Raw genomic sequence first — 24,772 nt, 5'->3', positions numbered from 1 at the left:
GGATGATCGCTAAGCGAAAATTGTCCGATTAGCGCGTATCGTCGGCCCATGCCCACGCCATACGGATCCCGCGGCGGCATGGCGTTCAGCGCGGACGAGCTGCGTGTGCTCCGACGCGCCCTCGCCAACGCCCTCCATCCCGCCCCCCTCCCGGACGAGGTCGTCCGCGACGCCCTCCGCCTGGCCGATTCCGTGGACGAGGCCGTGCGCGAGGCGGCCCGGCTGCGCGCCTTCCTCCTCGCCGACCTGGTCCGCTACCGCGAGACCCTGCCCGGCTCGCTCGCCGGCTACCTGAACCTCCTGGAGGACGCCCTGGCCGACGGGTACGACCCCGAGGCCGACGACCTCGCCGCCCTGCGCGCCCTGCGCGGCAACCCCGCCGCCGCCCGGCTGCTCGACCGCTGCCAGGCCCTCGCCGAGCACTCGGTGCGGTCCCGCCTCGCACGGGTCTGCCAGGCCACCGCGGGCGCCCCGGCCACCGGCTCCCGGGCCCGGCTGCTCGCCCTGCCCGGCGGCCGCGCGGCGCAGGAGCCCCGGCCCAAGCCGTCGGCCCCCGCCCCGTCCGAACGTCCGGTGCCCAAACCCTCCGAGGTCTTTCCGCCGCGCCGGCGCCCGGTGCCCCCGCCCCCGCCCGAGGAACGGGCCGCGGGCTAGCTACCCTGGTCGGCATGGAATACGTATCCGCGCTCCTGCCCCCCGTCGTGATGGCCGTGTTCTTCACCGCCCTCATCGTCGTGATCGTCAAGTCCCAGGGCGGCCCGAACAAGGCCAAGGAGGACGCGGCGGTCGACGCGGCGCTCGCCCGCGCGGAGGCCACCCGCCAGGCGGACGGGCCGGGCGCCGGCTCGTAGGAGCCCCGAGACCCCGAGGGGGCGCGACCTTCCGTGGTCGTCGCCCCTTTTGTCATGTTCTGGCGTGCTCATCCAGTCAATAGCCGTTATTTCCCGTATCTCCTACTAGGGTGAGCCTGTGCCCCGTCCCTTGGGAGAACTCGAAGACGCCGTCATGACGCGCGTCTGGCAATGGAACCGCCCGGTGACCGTCCGGGAAGTCCTGGAGGACCTCCAGCGGGAACGCTCCATCGCCTACACCACCGTCATGACCGTCCTGGACAATCTCCATCAGAAGGGCTGGGTGCGCAGGGAAGTCGAAGGCCGCGCCTATCGATATACCGCGGTCTCCACCCGCGCCGCCTACTCGGCCGCACTGATGAACGACGCCTGGGCGCAGAGCGACAACCCCGCGGCCGCCCTGGTCGCCTTCTTCGGGATGATGTCCCCGGAACAGCGCGAGTCCCTGAACGACGCCATCCGGATCGTCCAGCGGGACAACCCGCTTCCCCCCGCGCCGGAGGAGGGCGGCGGGGAACGGACGGCTTCCTAGCGGTACCGTCCCCCCATGTCGAAAGCCGTCACCGTACGCCGTGCCCGCACCTCCGACGTCGCCGCCGTGCGACGTCTGGTCGATCCCTACGCGCGCCGCGGCATCCTCCTCGACAAGGCGACGGTGACGTTTTACGAGGCCATCCAGGAGTTCTGGGTCGCGGAACGCGACGAGGACGCCGAGGTCGTCGGAGTCGGCGCCCTGCACGTCATGTGGGAAGACCTCGCGGAAGTCCGCACGCTCGCCGTCGATCCCGAGTTCAAGGGCGCCGGCGTGGGGCATCAGCTGCTCACCAAGTTGTTGCAGACCGCACGCTGGCTCGGTGTGCGCCGGGTTTTCTGCCTCACCTTCGAAGTCGAGTTCTTCGCGAAGCACGGCTTCGTCGAGATCGGCGAGACCCCGGTCGACGGAGATGTCTACGCCGAGCTCCTCCGTTCCTATGACGAGGGCGTCGCCGAGTTCCTCGGTCTCGAACGAGTGAAGCCGAACACCTTGGGCAACAGCCGGATGCTTCTGCACCTGTGACCGTAACCCCGGAGGAACCCCGGCGGAACCCTATGTCCGAATCGCGCACGTTTCCCGCGTTCCCGGGGATCTGAACCTCTCCCAGGGGTTTGTGTTTTTCCGGGAAAAGCGGTTTCCTTTCCGCGTACTGCATTTTCGATGAAAGGAAATCCGGTGGCACAGAAGGTTCAGGTCCTTCTTGTCGACGACCTCGACGGCGTCGAGGCGGACGAGACCGTGACGTTCGCGCTGGACGGCAAGACCTACGAGATCGACCTCACCACCGCCAACGCGGAAAAGCTCCGTGGCCTGCTCGAGCCGTACACCACGAGCGGGCGCCGCACCGGTGGCCGCACCACCGCGGGCCGCGGCAAGGGCCGCGTGGCCGCCTCCGGCAGCCCCGACACGGCGAAGATCCGCGCCTGGGCCAAGGAGAACGGCATGGAGGTCAACGACCGCGGCCGCGTCCCCGCCCACGTCAAGGCGGCCTACGAGGACGCGAACCGCTGAGGCGTCCCCCGCTGGGCAGCCGGCCGACCGGCCCGGGCGTCCAGCAGCCGCAGCCGGTGGCACTCCACCGCGGCCGCGGCGACCAGGCGCGTCAGACACGGGGCCTCCGCACGGCCCCACGGCCCGGACCGCGGAGCCGGCAGCGAGGACTCCACCTCGCGCCCCGGCTCGGGGGCCCGCAGCCACACGGCGGCGCCCGGCGCGCCGGATCCGCCCCGCCCCGGTGGCGGGGGAGCGGTCATCCGGCCGTCGGCGCCCAGCGCCACGAGATCCAGTGAGATCCCGCCCCACTCCAGCCACTCCAGCAGGCCGGGAAGCTCCTCCGCGCTCCCCGCGGCCACCAGGAGCCGCATCCGGCGCCCCATCAGGGCCACCGGCCCGGTCGCCGCGCCGACCCGGCGCAGCACCCCCCGGCCGGCCGCCGCGGGAAGCTCCAGCACGTCGAAGCGGAGCCCCGTCACCAGCTGCACCGGCGGACCCGGCACCGTCGCCCACCCGAGCTCCCGCTCGTACCAGAGCGAGAGCGCCCGGTCGCCGTCGATCGGCGAGCGGGGAAGCGGGACGGTGAGGGCCATGCCCGGGGAACTCCCGGGGGGCCGGGTTGGTTACGGCTCCGGGCGCCGACGGTGACGTAACGTTCCGGTCCGGGGACCCGAGGTGTCCGGTAATGGGGCGTACGAGCACATTCGACGGCGCAACTCTGTTCGCTGGTAGCGGAGGGAACCCGGGTGTGCCGCATGGAGTGTCGGACCCTACGGGTAAGACATTCCTAGTGGAGAGGGGTGACCCGTCCGGCCGGTCCGTCTCACGTTCGCCATCGGCGTACTCAAGGCGGGGGTAACTACTTGGCCTGCGGGAACATCGTCTCGCACCATCGAGTTGGAGCATTTGTCGGCTGTTCGGCAGCGGACCACCCCGCGGACAAGGGGGTGATCCGGACGGATGTCGGCAGTTGGAATGAGCGGTCCCCGCTTGCGGGACTAAGCTGCGGAAGGACAGGGAGGGGATCGACCCCTAACTGACTGACCGCTCTGAGGAGCGATTAACGATGTTCGAGAGGTTCACCGACCGCGCGCGGCGGGTTGTCGTCCTGGCTCAGGAAGAAGCCCGGATGCTCAACCACAACTACATCGGCACCGAGCACATCCTTCTGGGCCTTATCCACGAGGGTGAGGGTGTCGCCGCTAAGGCCCTGGAGAGCCTCGGGATTTCGCTCGAGGCGGTCCGCCAGCAGGTTGAGGAGATCATCGGGCAGGGGCAGCAGGCCCCGTCCGGGCACATCCCCTTCACCCCGCGTGCCAAGAAGGTCCTGGAGCTCTCGCTCCGCGAGGCCCTCCAGCTCGGCCACAACTACATCGGCACCGAGCACATCCTGCTCGGCCTGATCCGCGAGGGCGAGGGCGTCGCCGCCCAGGTCCTCGTGAAGCTGGGCGCCGATCTCAACCGGGTGCGGCAGCAGGTCATCCAGCTGCTCTCCGGTTACCAGGGCAAGGAAGCCGCCACCGCCGGCGGCCCTGCCGAGGGCACCCCCTCGACGTCCCTGGTCCTCGACCAGTTCGGCCGCAACCTGACGCAGGCCGCTCGCGAGTCCAAGCTCGACCCGGTCATCGGGCGCGAGAAGGAGATCGAGCGGGTCATGCAGGTGCTGTCCCGCCGCACCAAGAACAACCCGGTCCTCATCGGCGAGCCCGGCGTCGGCAAGACCGCCGTCGTCGAGGGCCTGGCCCAGGCCATCGTCAAGGGCGAGGTGCCCGAGACCCTCAAGGACAAGCACCTCTACACCCTGGACCTCGGCGCGCTGGTGGCCGGCTCCCGCTACCGCGGTGACTTCGAGGAGCGCCTGAAGAAGGTCCTCAAGGAGATCCGCACCCGCGGCGACATCATCCTGTTCATCGACGAGCTCCACACCCTCGTGGGTGCGGGCGCCGCCGAGGGCGCGATCGACGCCGCCAGCATCCTCAAGCCGATGCTGGCCCGCGGCGAGCTCCAGACCATCGGTGCCACCACCCTCGACGAGTACCGCAAGTACCTGGAGAAGGACGCCGCCCTCGAGCGCCGCTTCCAGCCCATCCAGGTCGCCGAGCCCTCGCTGCCGCACACCATCGAGATCCTCAAGGGTCTGCGCGACCGGTACGAGGCGCACCACCGCGTCTCCATCACCGACGAGGCCCTCGTCCAGGCCGCGACGCTGGCCGACCGGTACATCTCGGACCGCTTCCTCCCGGACAAGGCGATCGACCTGATCGACGAGGCCGGCTCCCGGATGCGCATCCGCCGGATGACCGCGCCGCCGGACCTCCGCGAGTTCGACGAGAAGATCGCCGGCGTCCGCCGCGACAAGGAGTCCGCGATCGACTCGCAGGACTTCGAGAAGGCCGCGTCCCTGCGCGACAAGGAGAAGCAGCTCCTCGCCGCCAAGGCCAAGCGCGAGAAGGAGTGGAAGGCCGGCGACATGGACGTCGTCGCCGAGGTCGACGGCGAGCTGATCGCCGAGGTCCTCGCGACCGCCACCGGCATCCCGGTCTTCAAGCTGACCGAGGAGGAGTCCTCGCGTCTGCTCCGCATGGAGGACGAGCTCCACAAGCGCGTCATCGGCCAGAAGGACGCCGTCATCGGCCTCTCGCGGGCGATCCGCCGCACGCGTGCCGGCCTGAAGGACCCCAAGCGTCCCGGTGGCTCGTTCATCTTCGCCGGTCCGTCCGGTGTCGGTAAGACCGAGCTCTCGAAGGCCCTCGCCGAATTCCTCTTCGGCGACGAGGACGCGATGATCTCCCTCGACATGTCGGAGTTCAGCGAGAAGCACACGGTTTCCCGTCTCTTCGGTTCGCCGCCCGGATACGTCGGCTACGAAGAGGGCGGCCAGCTCACCGAGAAGGTGCGCCGCAAGCCGTTCTCCGTCGTCCTCTTCGACGAGGTCGAGAAGGCCCACCCCGATATCTTCAATTCCCTGCTCCAGATCCTGGAGGACGGTCGCCTGACCGACTCCCAGGGCCGGGTCGTGGACTTCAAGAACACGGTCATCATCATGACGACCAACCTCGGGACCAGGGACATCTCGAAGGGCTTCAACCTGGGCTTCGCCGCCCAGGGCGACACGAAGTCCAACTACGAGCGGATGAAGTCGAAGGTCAGCGAGGAGCTGAAGCAGCACTTCCGCCCCGAGTTCCTCAACCGCGTCGACGACATCATCGTCTTCCCGCAGCTGACCCAGGACGACATCCTCCAGATCGTCGACCTGATGATCGGCCGCGTGGACGAGCGCCTCAAGGACCGGGACATGGGCATCGAGCTCTCCCAGTCGGCGAAGGAGCTGCTCGCCAAGAAGGGCTACGACCCGGTCATGGGCGCCCGGCCGCTGCGCCGGACGATCCAGCGCGAGGTCGAGGACTCGCTCTCCGAGAAGATCCTCTTCGGCGAGCTGCGTCCCGGCCACATCGTGGTCGTGGACACCGAGGGCGAGGGTGACGAGCAGAAGTTCACCTTCCGCGGCGAGGAGAAGGCGGCCCTCCCGGACGCCCCGCCGGTCGCGGCGGGCGACTCGGGCCCGAACCTCTCCAAGGACGCGTGACGCACGCGCTGAGCGTGTAGCGGTATCGAAGGGGCGGCCCCGGAACCCGATGGTTCCGGGGCCGCCCCTTCGCCGTGCGGTCAGGCGCGGAAACGCAGACCGGGCGGGAGGTGTTCGGTGCCGGTCACATGGTGGCGGGTGCCCATGACCGTGATGACCTCCAGTTCGGAGAGGGCCGAGAAGCCGGAGAAATCGAGGGTCCCGCCCGGATGCGGCGTGATGACGAGGATCTGGAGACGGGGGAACACCCGCGCCAGCCGCTCCAGCCGGGCGAGGGGCCTTCCTACCGCCCGGCAGCTCACGTGCTGGACGCCGGTGAGGCGGAGCTCCTCCGGGCAGTGATCCAGCCACTCGATGTCGATCCCCAGCGTCCTGAGCGCGGGAAGCGAGGCCAGGTCCTCCCAGAGACCTGCCGGCACAGGACTGGAGGGCATTCCCCAGAGGTCGGTCAGACCGGAGTGGCGGGCCAGCCCCGAGAGGCCGTCCTCGGGCCAGGACAGGACGAACAGGTCGCCCAGCGGCGCTCCGGCCGGGAGATCGGCGACCCGCCAGCTCGTGGCCTCGGGGAGGCGGAGGGACCTCAGCCGGCTGAGGGAGGAGAAGGCGAGTGGGGCGCGGCGCGTGCCTTCCCCGTGCAGCTCCAGTTCCACGGGGTCGCACCGGGTCAGCAGCGCGGCCGTCCGCGCGGCCGAGACGGAGCTCCCGATCTCCAGTCGCTCGGGTGCGGGGTCGAGGCGCATGAGTTCGTCGGCCCGGACTTCGTCGAGTGCCTGGTAGCGCAGCCCGGTGGGGGCCAGGCGGGCGATGACGGCATCGGCGTACTCCCGGGCTTCGAAGCGCCGCCAGCCCCACATGAGCTGGGCCCTCACCCGGAGTGAAGGATGTTCGGCGTACCGGGCGAGGAAGGGGAGGGAGGCGTCGGAGGAGATGTGGGTCGCCGCCGTCACGACCGCCTCGGCGATGTGCTCGTCGAGTCCGTCCGGGCCGGGCAGCAGCTCCAGCACGATCCGGCCCGCGGCTGCCAGCTCCCGCGCCTCGTCGGGCGTCCGGGGCGGGATGACCTCTCCCGTACGCCGGGTGATCTCCTTGCGGATCTCCGGGGCGACCTCCGTGGCGTGGTCCAGGGCCGTCGCGGTCAGCAGGGTCAGCCGCAGCCGGGTGCGGCGGTCCCCGGCCGCGTCCGCCGCGGCCAGCAGTTCGCGCAGGATCTCCGCCGCCTCGCGGGGGCGGGCGTGGCCCACGGCCATGCGGATGACGTCCTCCCAGCGGTCGTCCGTGGCGTGGCGGACGAGGACGCCGATGTCCCAGTGGTCGACCAGGGCCTTCGCCGCCAGGTGGTCCTGGAAGGTGCGGTGGACGAAGTCGACCGTGTCGGCGGTGGGCTCGCGCAGCAGGCCGCTGCGGTGGAGGAGGTGGGTGAAGACCTGGTCGGGGGTGTGGGCCGTGAGGCCCATCGCCGGGAGCGCCTCCGCTACCAGGGACTTCGCGTGGGCCCGGTCCATGACGAAGCGGTCGTTGAGCGCCAGCCAGTACGCAAGGCGCTGGACCAGCTGGATCTGGGGTGTCTCGTCCAGGTCGACGCCGTAGGGGGCGCCCATGCCGCGTTCGCGGTCGCGGCGGGCGAGGAGGAGGGAGAGGGCCGCGTCGTAGAGGGGCTTGCGGCCCCGGGGGAGGTAGCCCCGGCGGTCGTGGTGGAGGGCGCAGATCAGGCCGCACATGAGGGGGTTCGTCGCCAGCTGCGCGACGTGTTCCGTCGTGCGCAGGGAGTCGAGGAGCGGCTGTTCGTACGGCGCGGCCGCCGGGCCGGCCGCGCGGTGCCAGCGGCGGACGAAGGTGGCGACCTCGGCGGGGGTCATGGGGGAGAGGGTCAGCTCGGTGAAGCCGTCGCGGGCCAGCCAGTCGTCGCGTACGGCGGTGGGGCGGGAGGTGACGAGCCAGCGGTTGCCGCCCTCGTACGCGGCGAGCAGCCCGCGCAGCCAGTCGCGGGCCCGGCCGCGCTCGGCCTCGGGGATCTCGTCGATGCCGTCGACGAGGACGAGGCCCCGGCCGGCGGCGAGGACCCGGTCGGTCCAGCCGTCGGGCGGGGTGAGGGGGCAGCCGGCGGCGGGGAGGAACCGTTCCGCGTCGGGGAGCCGCTCGCCGTGGCGGGTGAGGGTGCGCAGGGGGAGGACGAAGGGGACGCGGCCGTGGAGGTGGTCCATGCCCTCGGCCGGGGGCGTGGCGCAGGCCGAGACGGTCAGCCACTGGACGAGGGTCGTCTTGCCGGAGCCGGCCTGGCCCCGGAGCAGGATCCGGTCGTGGGCGGCGGGGGCGAGGTCGGCGCGGAGGGACGGGTACTCCTGGGGCGCGCGGTCGTGGTCGGGGTCCTCGGGCCGGGCCGCCGCCTCCAGGGACAGATAGGCCACGTCGAGCGGCCACTCCTCCGCGGAGTCGCGCAGGTCGATGCCGTAGATCGTCAGGTGGCCGTGCTTCTTCGCCAGGTGGGCCAGGTAGCGCCGCTCGAAGGCCGCGTCCTCGGCGAGGGGGCCCGGGTTCGCCGCCGCCACGGTGTCGAGCTTCGCCGCCAGCTCGGCCTGGCCCCGGGTCTGCTCGACCAGGGTGCGGGCGACGAAGGAGGGGCGGCGGGTGAAGAACTCCAGGATGTGGCGGCAGGCCCATTCGGTGGCGGTGTCGAGGTAGAGGACGGAGTCCGCCGCGAGGCCGTCGGGGGCGGGCGCGGTGGCGCGCAGGCGCCGGGCGAGGGCGCGGTGGCCGAGGTGGACGGCCTGGACGTCGTCCATGTCGAGGTCGCCGAGGGCCAGCAGGTTCGCGGCGAGCGCGTCGGTGACGGCCTCGGTCTCGTCGGCGGGGAACGGCGCCCCGCCGGGGCCCTCGCAGGTGCGGGCCACCAGGGTCGCGGCCAGTTTCCTGACGTCCTTCTCGGTGAGGGTGCGCTTCTCGCCGCGGAAGGAGAGGAGGGAGGCGAGCCGGACGGGGCGGTCCGCGCCGGTGAGTCCGGCCCCGGGGCCGTCGCCGGCCAGCAGTTTCCGCAGCAGAGGGCCGATCGCGGCCGAAGCGAGCCGGGTGCCGATGAGTGCCGGTTCCATGTCTGTCCCCCCGTACGTCCCCGGATGCCGTCAGCGTAGTGCGGGACGGTCCCCGGGAGGCTCCGGTTGCGTGACCCAGGTCGCAATGGCAGGGGCCGTGCGGTGACAAGCGGCACAGGGGTTTCGAGGGGTACTAGACGGGATCGTAGTGTTGATAAGGGGTGAATGGGGACGTTCAGGCGTCAACCATCAGGACCTGGGCTTCTGGGTCCCCGAATCGGGCGCACCGCTGCCTTGCGGGCCCTTCCCGGCACCGCCGACAGGCGGCTAAACCCAGAATCTTGGGCTGGTATGTCCGATTTCGCGAAGGTGCTCCAGGGGTGTCAAGAGCCGTATTCCTGGAGAGATCGCTACGACCTCGTGTCGTAGATGGGGTGTTTTGGGATGACCTGGGTGGCGGGTTACCAAGGAACGGCCAGCCCGGCGCAACGCACCGATCGCGTCGGGTCCCGTTCTGCCCGGAGGTCTTCCCCCGTATGTCGAAGCGCGTCATGAACCCCACCGTCCGCACCGCCGCCGCCGTCCTCGCCACCGCGGGTCTGGGAGCGACGCTGGTGGCCGGAGCCGGGTCCGCCTTCGCCGCCGAGAGCAAGGTCGCCCCGGCAGCCGGTACCGCGGCCGCCGCCGTCGCGGCGCAGGCCGAGACCCAGGCCAAGGTCGCTCAGGCGAAGGTCGCCCAGGTCGAGGCCGCGAAGGTCAAGGCCGTCAAGGCCGCCCAGGTGAAGGCCGCGGCCAAGAAGGCCGCCGCCAAGCCCGTCGCCGCCAAGAAGGCCAAGGGCTGGGTCAAGCCGGTCACCTCGTACGCCCTCAGCGCCAGCTTCAACCAGGGCGGCGCCATGTGGGCCCACAAGCACTCCGGCCAGGACTTCGCCGTCCCGGTCGGCACCACGGTCAAGGCCGCCGGCGCCGGCACCGTCGTGAAGGCCGGCCCGAACGGCGGCGGCGACGGCCCCGCCTACGGCAACGCCATCGTCGTGAAGCACGCCAACGGCACGTACTCGCAGTACGCCCATCTGTCGAAGATCAAGGTCCACGTCGGCCAGAAGGTCGCCGCCGGCCAGAAGATCGCCCTGTCGGGCAACACCGGGAACTCCTCCGGCCCGCACCTGCACTTCGAGATCCGCACGACCCCGAACTACGGCTCGGCCATCAACCCGGCCGCCTTCCTGCGGACCCACGGCGTGACCATCTGACGCTGACGCGCATCAGGCCCGGTGGGCCTGCTCGATCAGATCGAGGGCGACCTCGAGGACGGCTTCCTGCTTCTCCTCGGGGTCGCCCTCGTCCGCGTTCTGCATGAAGAACGTGCCCGCGTGCAGGGTGAAGACCGCGCTCATGGCGCGGACCCGGTCCTTCATCGGGGCCTCGGGGTCCTGGACGTGCTCGTAGAGCGCGAGCAGCCGCTCCTTGAAGGTGAGGCCGATGCTGAGCTCCCGCACGGTCGCCTGGTTCTCGTGCATGAAGCGGAAGAGCGGGGCCGCGGCGAGCAGGCAGACCTGGTAGCGGCGCAGGATCTCCTGCTTGGTGTCCAGGGTGCGCGGCTGCTCGGCGGCCCAGGCGAGGAGGTCGTCCATCGGGCGGGTCAGGTCCTGGAAGATCCCGATGATGATGTCTTCCTTGGTCTTGAAGTGGTAGTAGAGCGCGGCCTTGGTGACGTCGAGGCGTTCCGCGATCTCCCGCAGCGAGGTCTTCTCGTAGCCCTGCTCGGCGAAGAGTTCGAGAGCCACGTCCTGGATGCGCTGGCGGGTGTTGCCTCGGGCCATGGCTGTTCACTCCCACTTTCCAATAAACTTACTTGACGACCGGCAAGTGACGGGCCTACCGTCCCCAGTGTAGTAACTAGCCGGGCGGCAAGTAAGGGGACGGCCATGACGGACACCACGCCATCGAAGCGGACGGAGGAGGGGGAGAAGCAGCCGCGCAGCGTGCGCGTCGTCCTCCTCGCCCTCATGATCGCGATGCTCCTCGCGATGCTGGACAACATGATCATCGGCACCGCGATGCCGACGATCGTCGGCGAGCTCGGCGGTCTGGAACACCTCTCCTGGGTCGTCACCGCCTACACCCTGGCCACCGCCGCCTCCACCCCCATCTGGGGCAAGCTCGGCGACATGTACGGCCGCAAGGGCGTCTTCCTCACCTCGATCGTGATCTTCCTGATCGGCTCGGCACTCAGCGGCATGGCCCAGGACATGGGCCAGCTCATCGGCTTCCGCACGATCCAGGGCCTCGGCGCCGGCGGCCTCATGGTCGGCGTCATGGCGATCATCGGCGACCTGATCCCGCCCCGGGAGCGGGGCAAGTACCAGGGCATGATGGCCGGCGTGATGGCCCTGGCCATGATCGGCGGCCCGCTGGTCGGCGGCACCATCACCGACCACTGGGGCTGGCGCTGGTCCTTCTACATCAACCTGCCGCTGGGCGCCGTCGCGCTCGCCATGGTCACCACCGTCCTCCACCTGCCGGCGAAGCGGCGCGCGGCCGGCACCCGGATCGACTTCCTCGGCGCCGCGCTGCTGACCGTCGGCATCACCGCGATCGTCCTGGTCACCACCTGGGGCGGCACGGAGTACGCCTGGGGCTCGGCCACCATCGTCGGCCTCGCGGCCGGCGGCGTGCTCGCCCTCGCCGCCTTCCTGTACGTGGAGACCCGCGCGAGCGACCCGATCATGCCGCTGCACATCTTCCGCAGCCGCAACTTCACCCTGATGTCGCTGATCGGCTTCATCACCGGCTTCGTCATGTTCGGCGCGGTCCTCTACCTGCCGATCTTCCAGCAGTCCGTGCAGGGCGCCTCGGCCACCAACTCCGGCCTGCTGCTCCTGCCGATGCTCCTGTCGATGATGGTCGTCTCGCTGGTCGTGGGCCGCGTCACCACCAGCAGCGGCAAGTACAAGGTCTTCCCCATCGCGGGCGGCGCCCTGATGATCGCCGGACTCTTCCTGCTCTCCACGATGGACACCGGCACGAGCCGCCTGGTCTCCGGGGTCCACATGGCGCTGCTCGGCGCCGGCATGGGCTTCCTCATGCAGATCACCATGCTCGTCGCGCAGAACAGCGTCGAGATGAAGGACATGGGCGTGGCCTCCAGCTCCACGACCCTCTTCCGGACCCTCGGCTCCTCCTTCGGCGTCGCCATCATGGGCGCCCTCTTCACCAGCCGGGTCCAGGACGAGATGGCCGCCCGCGGCGGCTCCGGCCTCACCGAGCGGACCGCCCAGCTCGACGCGGCGAGCCTGGCCAAGCTGCCGGAGGCGCTGCGCGAGGCCTACCAGCACGCCGTCGCCGCCGGCACCCACTCCGCCTTCCTCGTCGGCTCGGCGGTCGCGGTCCTCGGCTTCGTCCTCGCCTTCTTCGTCAAGGAGGTGGCGCTGCGCGGCGCCGGCCCCGCGACGGCGGAGAAGCCGGCGGACGAGGACACGGCGAAGGTCGCCGAGACCGTCTAGGAGCGGTGCACGCGCGCGCGTGGGGCCCGGTTTCCCGGAAACCGGGCCCCACGCGCGCGTGCCCCTACTCCGGGAGCCGCAGGATCGGGAAGCTCCCCGTGTTCGTCGGCGCGTGGTCCGGCAGCCACAGCACCGCGACCGCCCCGCCGACCCCCTCCGGCGCGGCCTCCGAGGCCACGTTCCGGAAGGTCAGCCGGGCCCCGAGGACCCGCGCCTGACCGGCCGCGATCGTCAGGCCCAGGCCGTGGCCCTGGCCCGCCCGGTCGCTCGTGCCCGTACGGAAGCGGCTCGGTCCCTCGCGCAGCAGCGCCTCCGGGAAGCCGGGACCGTGGTCCCGCACGCGGACCACCCGCCCCTCGACGGTGACCTCCACCGGGCCCTTGCCGTGCTTCGCCGCGTTGGCCAGCAGATTGCCGAGGATCCGCTCCAGTCGGCGCGGATCGGTCGACACCCAGGACTCGTGCACCACCCGGACCTCCGCCTCCGGGAACACCGACCGCACCCGCCGCTCCACGAACTCGCCGAGCGCGATCTCCTGGAGCTCCGCCCGCTCCGAGGCCCCGTCCAGCCGGGCCACCTCCAGCACGTCCTCGACCAGCGTCCGCATCGCCTGCGCCCGGTCGCGCACCAGCTCGGTCGGGCGGCCCGGCGGCAGCAGCTCGGCCGCCGTGAGCAGCCCGGTCACCGGGGTGCGCAGCTCGTGGGCGATGTCCGCGGTGACCCGCCGTTCGGCCTCGATCCGCTCGTTGAGGGCGTCGGTGAGCGAGTCGATCGCCCACGCCAGGTCGTCGGTCTCGTCCCGTACGACTCCGCCGACGGCGTCCCGGACCCGGACGTCGCCGTTGCCCTGGGCGACCCGGCCGGCCGCCGCCGCGGCCTTCCGCAGCCGCCGGGAGAGCTGCCCGCCGACGAGGATGCCGAGCGCGCAGCCGCCGAAGACCACCGAGACCGAGCCGATGACCAGCGCCCGGTCGAGGTCCTTCATGATCGTGGCGCTGCGGTCGGCGAAGGGGATGTGGAGGGAGAGCACGTCGCCGTTGGCCAGCGGCACCGCCGCCCACACGTCCGGCGGCCCGCCGTGCCGGTGCTCCTGCACGTACGTGCCCCGCCGCTGGTCGCGCATCAGCTGGTCGAGCTGGTCGGGCAGCGCCGGGTCGTTGAGCTTGGCGCCGAAGCGCGGTTCCTTCGGCTTGGAGGTCTCGTACAGGCGCTGGGCGAAGAGCAGCCGCTCCATCTGGACCTCGCGCGCGTTGTCGAGCATCGAGATGCGGGCGGCGTTGTGCACGACCACGCTGAGCGTGACCGCGATCAGCGCGCCGACCGCCGCGATGGCCAGGGCGATCTTCCAGCGGACGCCGGTGCGGAGCGGGAGCGCTCTCACCGATCAGCCCCTGAGCTTGTAGCCGAAGCCGCGGACCGTCTCGATCCGGTCCTGGCCGATCTTGGCCCGCAGCCGCTGCACGTGCACGTCGACGACCCGGGTGTCGCCGCCCCAGCCGTAGTCCCAGACCCGCTCCAGGAGCTTGTCGCGGGAGAGCACGGTGTTCGGCGCGGACGAGAACTCCAGGAGCAGCCGCATCTCGGTCGGCGTCAGCGCCACCGGCTCGCCGCGCCGGCGCACCTCCATGCCCTCGGTGTCGACCTCCAGGTCGCCGTCGCCGAAGACGAGCGGCCCGCCGTCCCCGGCCCGCTCCTCCGCCCCGTCGCCCGCCCCGCTGCCGGCCGCGTGGCCGAAGCGGCGCAGCACGGCCCGGATGCGGGCCATGAGGACGGAGCCGTCGAAGGGCTTGGTCACGTAGTCGTCCGCCCCCGCCTCCAGGCCGAGGACGACGTCGATGGAGTCGGCGCGGGCCGACAGCATGATCACCGGGACGGTCGACTCGTCGCGGATGCGGCGGCAGAGGCTGACCCCGTCCATGCCCGGCAGCATGACGTCGAGCAGCGCGATGTCCGGCCGGTGCGCACGGAAGGCGTCGAGGCCGGAGAGCCCGTCGGGCATCGCGGTGACGCGGAAGCCGTCCCGCTCCAGGGCGAGCTGGGTGGCCTCACGGATGACGTCGTCGTCCTCGACGAACAGGACATGGGTCTCGGCCATCGTGCGGTCCTTCGGTGGTGGGTGACTCGGGGCGGGGCGGGGCGGGCGGTGGTCGCGGCGGGGGCCCCGGCCGGTGGAGCCGGCCGGCGGTCCCCGGCGGTGTCAGCCGGTGGCGGACGCGCTCGGCGCCGGTTCCGGCACGGTGGTGGCGCCGTCGCCCTCGCCGACGCCGCGGCTGTAGTCGTTGTGCACCCAGTCGTGCTGGGCGAACCGGTTCCCCGACCAGCGGTACGTGAGGACGTCCTCGCCCGACGGGTAGGCGACCGGGTCGCTCTCCGCGTACACCTGCTTCGTCACGATCAGGTCGCCGCGGTCGATCGTGCCGTAGACCGCCGCGTCCTCGGCCATGAAGACGTTCTCGTAGCCGTCCGCCGTGGCGGTGCCGGGGGTGGCGCTCCCCCCGGACTGCTTGCGGTACACGTACGTGCCGATGCCGACCGCGTCGCCGCAGGTCATCACGTTGACGACGACGTCCGGGGCGGTGCCGTCGGTGAGGTTGCCGTACGAGGCGTCCACCGGGTACGCGTCGGCCACGCAGGGCTTGAGGTCGTCCTTCACCCGGGTGCCGATCTTCGGGTCGCCCTTGAGGAGCGCGACCGGGTCCACCCGCGCGGGCGCCTTCGCGTAGTCCTGGCCGGAGGCCGTGGCGGACGGGGTCGGGACGGCGGCGGCGGTCGCGTCGGCGCGGGCCGCGCCCTCGTCGCGGGAGCCCGTGCCGCCCGTGGAGCACGCGGCCGCGAACAGGCCGAGGGCGGCGAGCCCGGCCATCGCCGTGACACCCGCCGCCTTGGGGCCGACCGCCCGGGACGTCCCGCCGCGGGCACGACCACCGCCTCCGACACCGCCGAACGCGTCGCCGGACCCGCCGCCGGCTCTGTCGTCGTCGACGTCGTCGTCTAGGCCGCGCACCGCTCGCGCCCTCCCTCGTCACCTCGCACGGCCGCCGCAGCCGACCGCTGTCCTCCGGTCCGCTCCCCGGGCCGCCCCAGGGCGAGGGCGTCCAGATCGCGGCTCTCCAGCTCCTGGCGGAGCCGGGCGAGCGCGCGGTGGAGCGTCGACTTCACCGTACCCGTCGACATGCCCAGCGCCGCCGCGGTCTCCTCCGTGCTCATCTGCTCCCAGTGCCGCAGCACCACGACGCTGCGCTGCTTGGGCGCCAGCACCTTCAGGATGTCCATCAGCAGGGCGCGGTCGGCGTGCTGCTCGGTGGGGTCGTCCATGCTCGCGTCCGGGAGCTGCTCGGTGGGCACCTCCTCCAGACGGCGCGCCCGCCACCACTCCGTCCGCGTGTTGATCATGACCCGGCGCAGGTAGGCGTCGGCCAGCGACTTGTCCGCGATGCCGTCCCAGCGGCCGTACGTACGGACCAGCGCCGTCTGGAGCAGGTCCTGCGCGTCGACCGGGTCCGGGACGAGGCGGCGGGCGCTGCGCAGCAGCGCGTCCTGCCGCGTGCGGACGTACTCCTCGAAGTCGAGCACCTCGCCCTGGCTCATCCCGGCTGCCTCCACAATCCCCGTGACCTGCTTGTTCTCCGTGTCGATGACGACGCTACGGAGCGGTTGTCACGGGGCTGTGCGGGGCAGCCGTCGGTGGACGCACGGCTGCCCATCGGTTGTGTAACAGCGGTGGCGGGCGGGTGCGCGCGGCGGCGGCCGGCCCGGACGGCTCAGGTCAGCGGCAGCCGGTACCGGCCGCCGTCCAGGGGTTCCACCAGACCGTCCGAGACCAGGCCGTCCAGGGCCCGGCCGCGCTGGACCGGCTCGTCCCAGACGGCGTCGAGCGCGGACTGGGGGACCGGTCCGGGGGAGTCGCGGAGCACCGCGAGGAGCCGGCCGCGGACCTGGCGGTCGGTGCCGGCGTAGGTCTGGCCGCGGCGCGGCGGGCCGTCGTGGGCGGGCTTGCCGGCGCCCAGCCAGGCGCAGCGGTCGGCGAGGGGGCAGCGCCCGCAGTCCTCGTTCTTCGCCGTGCAGACCAGGGCGCCCAGCTCCATGGAGGCGGCGGCCCAGCGGGCCGCGGTGCCCTCGTCGTCGGGGAGCAGGGCGCGGGCGAGGCGCCGCTCGGCGGCGGTGGTGGCGTTCGGCGGGTACTGGACGCCGGTCGCCGCGCGGGCGAGGACCCGGCGCACGTTGGTGTCGAGGACCGCGTGGCGCTGTCCGTAGGCGAAGGAGGCCACGGCGGCGGCGGTGTACTCGCCGATGCCGGGCAGGGCGAGGAGCTGCCCGTGGTCGCTCGGCACGTCGCCGCGGTGCCGGTCCCTTATCGCCACGGCCGCCGCGTGCAGCCGCAGGGCCCGGCGCGGGTAGCCGAGCCGGCCCCAGGCGCGGACGGCCTCGCCGGGCGGCTCGGCGGCCAGGTCGGCCGGGCGCGGCCAGCGCGCCAGCCACTGCTCGTACACGGGGAGCACCCGGACGACGGGGGTCTGCTGGAGCATGAACTCGCTGACCATGACGCCCCAGGCGCCGGCCTCGGGGCGGCGCCAGGGCAGGTCGCGGGCGTGCCGGTCGAACCAGGCGAGGACCGGCCGGTGCAGCTCGGCCGGGTCGACGGGGGCCGGGGACGGGCCCGGTCCCGGCCGAGCCGTACCGAGGGAGGGGGACAGGGAGGCGGGGGCATCGATGGAAGTCATGGCACCCCCGATCCTGGCACGTCCGGGGAGTGATCAGTACGCGCCGTGGCGGGCCCGCGAGCGGCGCTCGGGGCGCGCGGAGGCGTGAGCCGGGGTCGCGGGACCCCGCCCCGCGCACCAGACGACCGCCGCGCTCCGGCTGGACCGGGCGGTTTCCACCAGGGCCGTCACCGGCCGGCGGGCGGCGCGCATGACGAGGAAGGCGACCAGGCCGCCGAGGAGCAGGCCCGCGGTCACGTCGTGCGGGTAGTGGACGCCGACGAAGACGCGGGAGAAGGCCATGAGGATCGCCATCGGCACGGTCAGCCAGACGATCCCGCGCCAGGAGAGGGCGAGCGCGACGGCGGCCGCGCCGGCGATGGCGGAGTGGTTGCTGGGGAAGGACCAGTCGCCGTAGGCGGGGCAGTCGACGAGTGCGGCGGGCGCCCCGGCGACGGCCCGGCACGGGCGTTCCTCGTCGATCAGCGACTTCAGTGCCTCGCTCACCACGTAACCGAAGGCGGTGGCGAGCGGGGCGAGGAGCGCGAGCGTCATCGCCTGGCTCGATCCGGTCCGTGAGCGCCACCACCCGGCCAGGAACAGCGCGCCGAAGAGCAGCAGCCCGAGCTCCGTCCAGACTTCGGCGAGCAGCTGGAACCAGTGCGGTGTGGAGTGCGCGAAGTCGAGGACGTCGAGATAGAGGCGGTCGGAGAGGTCGAGGAGGTTGTCCATGGGGCATGACGCTAACCGGAATCCGGACCGCCCCGCCCCGGGCCAAGGAAGGATCCGACCCCTGACGAAAGTGGGGGTCGGGGGAGAAGAGCCGCGGAAAGGGTCGATTTCCGGCCTCCGCAGGGAGAGTTCCCGCTCCCCGAGGATGTGATCATCGGCAAAACTTGGGCTCTGGGGCGGCGGGTGGGGCGGGAGTTGAGCGGGATCTCTCGTAAGGTTCGGGGCGTGGGATCTTTGCGCAATCCGGTCGGGCCGCTTCCCTCCACCATCTACTGGCGACGGAGGGCGGTCGCGCTGTGTCTGATCGCACTTCTCGCCCTGCTCACCCTGTGGGCCGTCACCTCCGGTGACGGAGGCGGGAAGAAGGAGAACGACGCCGCCAACGGCTCTTCCCCCGCGCCCTCCATCACCCCCGGCCCCGGCGGGACCGGACCGGCCATCAGCCAACAGCCGGGCGGACGCGACGAGTCGGGCGAATCCGGCGACTCGGGGGAGTCCGGCGCGGAGGACGGCTCGGGCAGCGGATCCGGATCGGGTACGGGATCCGGTGCGGGTTCCGCCGACGGCTCGTCCGGTACGGACGCGGGCACGGGTTCCGGCGACGGTGCCGGATCCGGTACGGCGGGCAAGAACGGCGACACCGACGGCGCGGGCGGCGACGGCGGGGCCGGCACCGGTGCCGGACAGCGCGTCCCGGCCGGCTCCCCGCTCCCGAACTGCCCCGCGGCCTCCCTGGAGTTGACGCTGCGCAGCGTCAAGCTCACCTACGAGCCCGGCGAGCGGCCCCGCTTCCACCTGGTCCTCAAGAACACCTCGGACGCCGACTGCAAGGCCGACCTCGGCCCGCGCGCCGCCGTGCTGAAGATCAGCAACCCGCAGAGCGACCGGCTGTGGTCCTCCGACGACTGCCCGCGTCCCGCCGACCCGGTCCTGCTGAAGGTCCCCGCCGGCGCCACGGTCACCCACACCGTGGAGTGGGACCTCCGGCGCAGCGCCCCGCAGTGCGCCACCGCCCCCGCGGGCGCGGCCGGGCCGGGCAACTACCTGGCCGAGGCGACGGTGGCGGGCGGGAAGACGGTCGCGACGCCGTTCAGCCTCGCCAAGGACTGACGCGCCGGGGACGGCCCGGGAAGGCGGTCGCCGGGCCCCGCCGGGGCCGGGCGGTGACCGTCAGACGTACCGCTCCAGGATCGACGACTCCGCCAGCCGCGACAGGCCCTCGCGGACGCTGCGGGCCCGCGCCTCGCCGACGCCGTCCACGGTCTGGAGGTCGTCCACGCTCGCCGCGAGCAGCTTCTGCAGCCCGCCGAAGTGCTCCACCAGGCGCTCGATGATCGCGCCGGGGAGACGCGGCACCTTCGCGAGGAGCCGGTAGCCGCGCGGCGAGACCGCCGAGTCGAGGGTCTCGGGCGAGCCGCTGTAGCCCAGGGCCCGTGCGACGACGGGCAGTTCGAGCAGCTCGGTGTGGGTCAGCGCGTCCAGCTCGGTCAGCGCCTCCGCGACCGTGCGGGAACGCTTCGCCGTCGGCTCCGGCACGTAGTCCCTGACCACCAGCTCGCGCTCCGGCTCCACGCCCGCGATCAGCTCGTCGAGCTGGAGCGAGAGCAGCCGGCCGTCGGTGCCGAGCTCGACCACGTACTCCGCGATCTCGGTGGCGATCCGGCGGACCATCTCCAGGCGCTGCGCGACGGCGGTGACGTCCCGGACGGTCACCAGGTCCTCGATCTCCAGGGCGGAGAGCGTGCCGGCCACCTCGTCGAGGCGGAGCTTGTACCGCTCCAGGGTCGCGAGCGCCTGGTTGGCCCGGGACAGGATGGCGGCCGACTCCTCCAGGACCCGCCGCTCGCCGTTCACGTACAGCGCGATCAGGCGCATCGACTGGGAGACGGAGACGACCGGGAAGTTGCACTGCTTGGAGACCCGGTCCGCCGTGCGGTGGCGGGTGCCGGTCTCCTCGGTGGGGATGGAGGCGTCCGGGACCAGCTGCACGCCGGCCCGGTGGATCTTGGAGATGTCCTTGTCGAGGACGATCGCCCCGTCGAGCTTGCACAGCTCGCGCAGACGGGTCGCGGCGAACTCGACGTCGATCACGAAGCCGCCGGTGCACATCGAGTCGACCGTCTTGTCCATGCCGAGCACGATCAGGCCACCGGTGTTGCCGCGGAGGATCCGCTCCAGGCCGTCGCGCAGGGCGGTGCCGGGCGCGACCGCGCTCAGCGCCGCGCGCATCAGCGCTTCGTTGCCGGAGCCCGCGCCGGACTTTCCAGGAGCTGCTGCCCCGTCCTTGGCTGCCACTGCACTCCTCCGGCTCGTACGGATGGGCGAGACCAGGGCAAAGTCTAGCGACACCACCCCGCGGCCCTGGGCCGCACGCCGGTCCGGGGTGCTCCGGAGGGGCACCCGCCGGGGCGGCCCGGTCGCGATCCGCCCTACCCGCTCGACCCCGCGCCTACCCCTCCGGACCTCCACCGGAGCGCCCCGGTCCCCCTCCGTCAGCCCCCCGGCTCCTCCTGGCGCCGGGCCGGCCGGCGACCGGAGGGCAGGACGCGCAGGGCGTCGCCCATGTCCGCGACCTCCGTCACCTTCATGCCCGCCGGCACCTTCCCCGGGTCCCCGGGGACCAGCGCGTGGGTGAAGCCCAGGCGGTGCGCCTCGGCGAGCCGGCGCTGGACGCCGGTGACCCGCCGCACCTCGCCCGCGAGGCCGACCTCGCCGATCGCGACCAGGTTCTTCGGCAGCGGGGTGTCGCTCGCGGCGGAGGCCAGGGCGAGCGCGATGGCCAGGTCGGCGGCGGGCTCGGAGAGCTTCACCCCGCCCACCGTGGCGCTGTAGATGTCCCGCTTGCCCAGCGCGCTGATCCGGCCGCGCTGCTCCAGGACCGCCAGCATCATCGAGACCCGGGAGGTCTCCAGACCGGAGGTGGTCCGGCGCGGGGACGGGATCTGGGAGTCCACGGTCAGCGCCTGCACCTCGGCGACCAGCGGCCGGCGGCCCTCCAGGGTGACCGTGAGGCAGGTGCCCGGCACGGCCACGTCACGGCGGGTCAGGAACAGCCCGGACGGGTCGGCGAGCCCCGTGATCCCCTCGTCGTGCAGCTCGAAGCAGCCGACCTCGTCCGTCGCCCCGTACCGGTTCTTCACGCCCCGGACCAGGCGCAGGCGCGCGTGCCGGTCGCCCTCGAAGCTCAGCACCACGTCGACCAGGTGCTCCAGGAGCCGGGGGCCGGCGATGGCCCCGTCCTTGGTGACGTGGCCGACCAGGAGCGTGGACATCCCGCGCTCCTTGGAGGCCCGGATCAGCGCGCCCGCGACCTCGCGGACCTGCGCCATGCCGCCGGGCGCGCCGTCGATCTCCGGTGAGGCGATGGTCTGCACCGAGTCCAGGATCAGCAGCGAGGGCTTCACCGCGTCGAGGTGCCCGAGGACCGCCGACAGGTCGGTCTCCGCCGCCAGGTACAGGTGGTCGTCGATCGCGCCGATCCGGTCGGCACGCAGCCGGACCTGGCTCGCGGACTCCTCGCCCGTGACGTACAGCGTGCGGTGCTCGTCGCTCGCCGCCTTCGCCGCCACGTCGAGCAGCAGCGTCGACTTGCCGACGCCCGGCTCGCCCGCGAGCAGCACCACGGCGCCGGGCACGAGCCCCCCGCCGAGGACCCGGTCCAGCTCGTCGACGCCGGTGGAGCGGGCGGTCGCCTGCCGGCCGTCGACCTGGCCGATGGGGACGGCGGCGCTGGAGACCCGGCCCGCGGCGGTCGTCCGGACCGCGGGCGCGCCGTACTCCTCGACCGTCCCCCACGCCTGGCACTCGGGACAGCGGCCGAGCCATTTGGCCGTCTGCCAGCCGCATTCGGTGCAGCGGTAGGACGGACGGTCCTTGGCGGATTTCGTACGGGCAGCCATGCCCCACACGGTAGCCGCCGCCACTGACAGCGGACCGCCGCCCGCCCGCGGCCTGTGGACGGAGCGGCCCCCTCCTGGGGACAGCCGGCCGCCGGCCCTACGTCACGGCAGCGGAACGCCTCGCTCCTGTCCCCTTTCGAGTGATGGCTTCACCCGTAAGGCTGAGAACGGCGGATCCGGTATGAAAAGTGCCCCCCTGCGCGCCTACGGTCGCCCAGTGACGAGCAGCAGGCTGGAATCCTCCCGCACCCCGGGCGCCCACCGGGCGCGCCGCGGCCCGCAGCAGGGACCGCGCACGCTCGGCCAGCGGCCCCCCGCCCGCTACGAGGCCGTCCTCGACGGACTCTTCACGTACTGCCTCTCGGTCCTCTGCGACCACGACACCGCCACCACCGTCCTCGGCGACGTCCTCGCCGCCGCCGAACGCCACCACGGCCGCTGCCCCTCCGACGACGAGGGCCGCACCGCCTGGCTGTACGCGCTGGCCCGCTGGGCCTGCCTGCGCAGCCTCGGCGAGCAGCGCCGCCGGCGCCAGGGCGCCCACACCGGCCGCCCCGCCGTCACCCCGCCCGAGCCGCCCCCGGTCTCCGCCGAGACCGCCGAGCGCCGCCGCGCCGAGCTCGCCACCCTCGCCTGGCCCGAGGCCGCCGGCACCACCCCCGAGCAGCGCGAGGCCCTCGAACTGGCCGTCCGGCACGGCCTGAGCCCGCGCCAGGTAGCCGCAGTCCTCGCCCTCGACCCGCAGGCCGCCCGCGAGCTCCTCGTCACCGCCGGCTGCGAGGTCGAGCGCACCAGGGCCGCGCTCGCCGTCGTCTCCACCGGCAGCTGCCCGACCGTCGCCCGGCTGCTCACCGGGGACCGGCAGGTGATCCTCTCGGCCGCCCTGCGCGCCGAACTCGTCCGGCACGTGGACGACTGCCCGGTCTGCCGCCGCACCGCCGAGCGGGTCGGCGCCGCGGCGCCCTGGCCGGGCGGCGGGCCGCGCCCCGTCCAGGACCGCCTGGCGCTCGTCGAGGCGCCCCGGGCCGCCGCCTACATGGCGATGCTGCACGTCCCGCGCGCGCGTGCGGGCGCCCCCCGCTTCGCCCCGACCGGCTTCCCGATCGACCCGAAGGACCTCGTCGCCCGCCGCGACCGGATGCGGGCCCGCGCCGTCACCACCACCGTGGTCGCCGCCGTCGTCGCCGCCCCGGTGCTCGCCCTGTGGACCTCGTACCGGGGCGTCCCGGCGGGCGCCGAGGCGGGGCGGGACGGCTCCCGCGTCAGCGTCGGGGAGAGCGAGGGGGCGGGCGCCGACGGCCGCTCCCACGACCGGTACGAGAACACCGGCAGCGCCCGGGCGACCCCCGGCCTGGTCCAGGGGAGCCGCACCCCCGACGTCTCCGTCGAGGTCGTCACGCCCGCCCGGTCCGCCGGCCCCGTCGCCCCCGCCCGGCCCGGCGAAACCGCCCCCGGCTGGATCGACGTCACCGCGCGCTGCCTCGGCGGCGTCACCCTGATCACCCTCGCCGGGCAGGGCGGCGCCCCGGTCGACTGGTCGCTGTGGACGGACGCCCCCTGGCTGTACGTGACCCGGTCCTCCGGCACCCTGGCCCCGGGCGGGACCGTCACCGTCGCCGTCCGCGTGGACCACGCCCGGGAACCGCGCGGGCCCTGGAGCGCCCGGATCGGCGTCGACCCCACCGGGGCGGTGCTGAGGATCAGCGGCCGGGGGCCCGTCACCCCGATCGACGACCGGGTGATCCCGCCGCCGCCGGCCACCACGAAGCCGACGACCCCGCCGACCGCGCCGCCGCCCACCGGCAAACCGGCCGAACCGCGTCCGCCCGGCCCCGCGGAGCCCACCGGACCGACGACGCCCCCGCCGACGACGGAGCCGCCCACCACCCCGCCGCCGACCTCGGAACCCACGACCCCGCCCCCGACGACCGAACCGACGGACCCGCCGACCACCGACCCGCCCCCGACCACGGAGCCGGGCACCACGGAGCCCACGACGCCCCCGCCGACGACGGACGGACCGACCCCGGAGCCCTCCTCCTGAGACCTCCCGGGGCGGCTCCCCCCGGGCTCCTCCTGAAAGGAGGAGCTACGGCTTCGGGTCCGCCGGGTGCGGCGCCACCATCGGCAGCGCCGACGCCAGCCGCGCCTCGCAGAGCCCGACCAGCACGTCGTACGCGTCCTTGCCCATCATCTCGACCAGCTCCGGCCGGTACGAGACGTAGACCGGCTCCCCGCCGCCGTGCGCCGAGGTCGCGGAGGTGCACCACCAGTGCAGGTCGTGACCGCCCGGACCCCAGCCCCGCCGGTCGTACTCGCCGATGGACACCTGGAGCACGCGCGTGTCGTCGGGCCGGTCGATCCAGTCGTACGTCCGGCGCACCGGCAGCTGCCAGCACACGTCCGGCTTCGTCTCCAGCGGCTCCCGGCCCTCCTTCAGGGCCAGGATGTGCAGCGAGCAGCCGGCGCCGCCCGCGAAGCCCGGCCGGTTCTGGAAGATGCAGGAGCCCTTCCAGCGGCGGGTCTGCCGGTCACCGTCCTCGTCGACCTGGGTCCAGCCCGTCTCGCTGCCGACGTCGTGGAACTGCCACAGCTCCGGCGTCAGCTTCGCCACGTGCTCCGCGACCCGCTTCTCGTCGTCCTCGTCGGAGAAGTGCGCGCCCAGCGTGCAGCAGCCGTCCGCCGCCCGGCCCGCCTGGATGCCCTGGCAGCCGCTGCCGAAGACACAGGTCCAGCGCGAGGTCAGCCAGGTCAGGTCGCAGCGGAAGACCTGCTCCTCGTCGGCCGGGTCCGCGAACTCCACCCACGCGCGCGGGAAGTCGAGCCCCTGCTCGTCCGGCTCCTCGCCCCTGCGCTGCTTGCGCACGCCCTTGACGGGCGGCTTCCCGCCCTCCACGTCCCGCGCGTACTTCACGTCCCGCGCGTCGTGCGCGGCCCCGTCGCG

At 72.9% G+C, this 24,772-nt stretch carries 22 protein-coding genes; 10 read left to right on the top strand and 12 right to left on the bottom strand.

Annotated features, from left to right (window positions below; all coding sequences use genetic code 11):
- The first annotated feature begins 78 nt into the window (after positions 1–78).
- The 5 genes from ACF1ED_RS27725 (at position 79) to ACF1ED_RS27705 (ending at position 2,397) form a co-directional block, all read left to right on the top strand.
- Entirely contained in the window at positions 79–654 is a 576-nt protein-coding gene (locus tag ACF1ED_RS27725) for a hypothetical protein (protein WP_391765250.1), read from the top strand.
- Positions 655–668: 14 nt separating this feature from the next.
- The gene (locus ACF1ED_RS27720) at positions 669–851 is read left to right on the top strand and encodes a hypothetical protein (RefSeq protein WP_391764958.1); all 183 of its coding nucleotides are present in this window, start codon (positions 669–671) and stop codon (positions 849–851) included.
- Between the two features lie 118 nt (positions 852–969).
- Entirely contained in the window at positions 970–1,383 is a 414-nt protein-coding gene (locus ACF1ED_RS27715) for a BlaI/MecI/CopY family transcriptional regulator (protein WP_391764956.1), read from the top strand.
- A 15-nt stretch (positions 1,384–1,398) separates the two neighbouring features.
- Positions 1,399–1,908: an amino-acid N-acetyltransferase gene (locus ACF1ED_RS27710; RefSeq protein WP_150229043.1), complete on the top strand. Its 510-nt coding sequence runs from the start codon at positions 1,399–1,401 to the stop codon at positions 1,906–1,908.
- 153 nt (positions 1,909–2,061) lie between these two features.
- Positions 2,062–2,397, top strand: a complete 336-nt coding sequence (locus ACF1ED_RS27705) for an Lsr2 family protein (RefSeq protein WP_200429334.1) — start codon at positions 2,062–2,064, stop codon at positions 2,395–2,397.
- Here the strand turns inward: ACF1ED_RS27705 and ACF1ED_RS27700 are convergent.
- Positions 2,376–2,972: an SCO3374 family protein gene (locus ACF1ED_RS27700; RefSeq protein WP_391764954.1), complete on the bottom strand. Its 597-nt coding sequence runs from the start codon at positions 2,970–2,972 to the stop codon at positions 2,376–2,378. The two genes, ACF1ED_RS27705 and ACF1ED_RS27700, sit on opposite strands and share 22 nt — an antisense overlap.
- Positions 2,973–3,445: 473 nt before the next feature.
- Between ACF1ED_RS27700 and ACF1ED_RS27695 the strand changes: the two genes are divergently transcribed.
- Positions 3,446–5,965 (top strand): ATP-dependent Clp protease ATP-binding subunit, encoded by a 2,520-nt coding sequence (locus ACF1ED_RS27695; RefSeq protein ID WP_391764952.1) that lies wholly within the window; start codon positions 3,446–3,448, stop codon positions 5,963–5,965.
- An 80-nt stretch (positions 5,966–6,045) separates the two neighbouring features.
- Here the strand turns inward: ACF1ED_RS27695 and ACF1ED_RS27690 are convergent, their stop codons facing one another.
- Complete coding sequence (locus ACF1ED_RS27690; protein WP_391764950.1) at positions 6,046–9,051, bottom strand: NACHT domain-containing protein; 3,006 nt, start codon at positions 9,049–9,051, stop codon at positions 6,046–6,048.
- A gap of 476 nt (positions 9,052–9,527) precedes the next feature.
- Here ACF1ED_RS27690 and ACF1ED_RS27685 point away from each other — a divergent pair, with 476 nt between their 5' ends.
- Complete coding sequence (locus ACF1ED_RS27685) at positions 9,528–10,244, top strand: M23 family metallopeptidase (protein WP_391764948.1); 717 nt, start codon at positions 9,528–9,530, stop codon at positions 10,242–10,244.
- Between the two features lie 12 nt (positions 10,245–10,256).
- On the opposite strand, the gene ACF1ED_RS27680 is transcribed toward ACF1ED_RS27685, so the two are convergent.
- Positions 10,257–10,814: a TetR/AcrR family transcriptional regulator gene (locus tag ACF1ED_RS27680; protein ID WP_391764946.1), complete on the bottom strand. Its 558-nt coding sequence runs from the start codon at positions 10,812–10,814 to the stop codon at positions 10,257–10,259.
- Positions 10,815–10,919: 105 nt separating this feature from the next.
- On the opposite strand from ACF1ED_RS27680, the gene ACF1ED_RS27675 reads away from it, so the two are divergent.
- Positions 10,920–12,497, top strand: a complete 1,578-nt coding sequence (locus ACF1ED_RS27675) for an MDR family MFS transporter (protein ID WP_391764944.1) — start codon at positions 10,920–10,922, stop codon at positions 12,495–12,497.
- 64 nt (positions 12,498–12,561) lie between these two features.
- Here ACF1ED_RS27675 and cseC read toward each other — a convergent pair whose 3' ends face one another.
- The 6 genes from cseC to ACF1ED_RS27645 form a co-directional block, all read right to left on the bottom strand.
- Positions 12,562–13,878 carry a two-component system sensor histidine kinase CseC gene (gene cseC / locus ACF1ED_RS27670; RefSeq protein WP_391764942.1) on the bottom strand — a complete coding sequence of 439 codons (1,317 nt, stop codon included), beginning with the start codon at positions 13,876–13,878 and terminating at the stop codon, positions 12,562–12,564.
- 3 nt (positions 13,879–13,881) lie between these two features.
- On the bottom strand, positions 13,882–14,592 hold the full coding sequence (gene cseB, locus ACF1ED_RS27665) for a two-component system response regulator CseB (protein ID WP_391764940.1): 711 nt from the start codon (positions 14,590–14,592) through the stop codon (positions 13,882–13,884).
- Between the two features lie 102 nt (positions 14,593–14,694).
- Positions 14,695–15,501 carry a hypothetical protein gene (locus ACF1ED_RS27660; RefSeq protein WP_391764938.1) on the bottom strand — a complete coding sequence of 269 codons (807 nt, stop codon included), beginning with the start codon at positions 15,499–15,501 and terminating at the stop codon, positions 14,695–14,697.
- Positions 15,489–16,085 (bottom strand): SigE family RNA polymerase sigma factor, encoded by a 597-nt coding sequence (locus ACF1ED_RS27655; RefSeq protein ID WP_391764936.1) that lies wholly within the window; start codon positions 16,083–16,085, stop codon positions 15,489–15,491. The genes ACF1ED_RS27660 and ACF1ED_RS27655 overlap by 13 nt, the downstream gene beginning before the upstream one ends.
- A gap of 173 nt (positions 16,086–16,258) precedes the next feature.
- Entirely contained in the window at positions 16,259–17,218 is a 960-nt protein-coding gene (locus tag ACF1ED_RS27650) for an A/G-specific adenine glycosylase (protein WP_391764934.1), read from the bottom strand.
- Positions 17,219–17,251: 33 nt separating this feature from the next.
- The gene (locus tag ACF1ED_RS27645) at positions 17,252–17,929 is read right to left on the bottom strand and encodes a phosphatase PAP2 family protein (protein ID WP_391764932.1); all 678 of its coding nucleotides are present in this window, start codon (positions 17,927–17,929) and stop codon (positions 17,252–17,254) included.
- A gap of 225 nt (positions 17,930–18,154) precedes the next feature.
- Here ACF1ED_RS27645 and ACF1ED_RS27640 point away from each other — a divergent pair, with 225 nt between their 5' ends.
- On the top strand, positions 18,155–19,039 hold the full coding sequence (locus ACF1ED_RS27640; RefSeq protein WP_391764930.1) for a hypothetical protein: 885 nt from the start codon (positions 18,155–18,157) through the stop codon (positions 19,037–19,039).
- Positions 19,040–19,099: 60 nt separating this feature from the next.
- On the opposite strand, the gene disA is transcribed toward ACF1ED_RS27640, so the two are convergent.
- Entirely contained in the window at positions 19,100–20,224 is a 1,125-nt protein-coding gene (gene disA, locus ACF1ED_RS27635; RefSeq protein WP_200429347.1) for a DNA integrity scanning diadenylate cyclase DisA, read from the bottom strand.
- A gap of 197 nt (positions 20,225–20,421) precedes the next feature.
- The gene (gene radA, locus ACF1ED_RS27630) at positions 20,422–21,828 is read right to left on the bottom strand and encodes a DNA repair protein RadA (RefSeq protein ID WP_391764928.1); all 1,407 of its coding nucleotides are present in this window, start codon (positions 21,826–21,828) and stop codon (positions 20,422–20,424) included.
- A 217-nt stretch (positions 21,829–22,045) separates the two neighbouring features.
- Between radA and ACF1ED_RS27625 the strand changes: the two genes are divergently transcribed.
- Entirely contained in the window at positions 22,046–23,872 is a 1,827-nt protein-coding gene (locus tag ACF1ED_RS27625) for a hypothetical protein (protein ID WP_391764926.1), read from the top strand.
- Between the two features lie 45 nt (positions 23,873–23,917).
- Here ACF1ED_RS27625 and ACF1ED_RS27620 read toward each other — a convergent pair whose 3' ends face one another.
- On the bottom strand, positions 23,918–24,724 hold the full coding sequence (locus ACF1ED_RS27620) for a hypothetical protein (protein WP_391765248.1): 807 nt from the start codon (positions 24,722–24,724) through the stop codon (positions 23,918–23,920).
- Between the last annotated feature and the right edge of the window lie 48 nt (positions 24,725–24,772).

The sequence above is a fragment of the Streptomyces sp. NPDC014656 genome, from assembly GCF_043084305.1.
Lineage (GTDB): Bacteria > Actinomycetota > Actinomycetes > Streptomycetales > Streptomycetaceae > Streptomyces.
The sequence above is the reverse complement of the archived record's forward strand: the minus strand, read 5'-3'. Positions and strand labels throughout refer to the sequence as shown.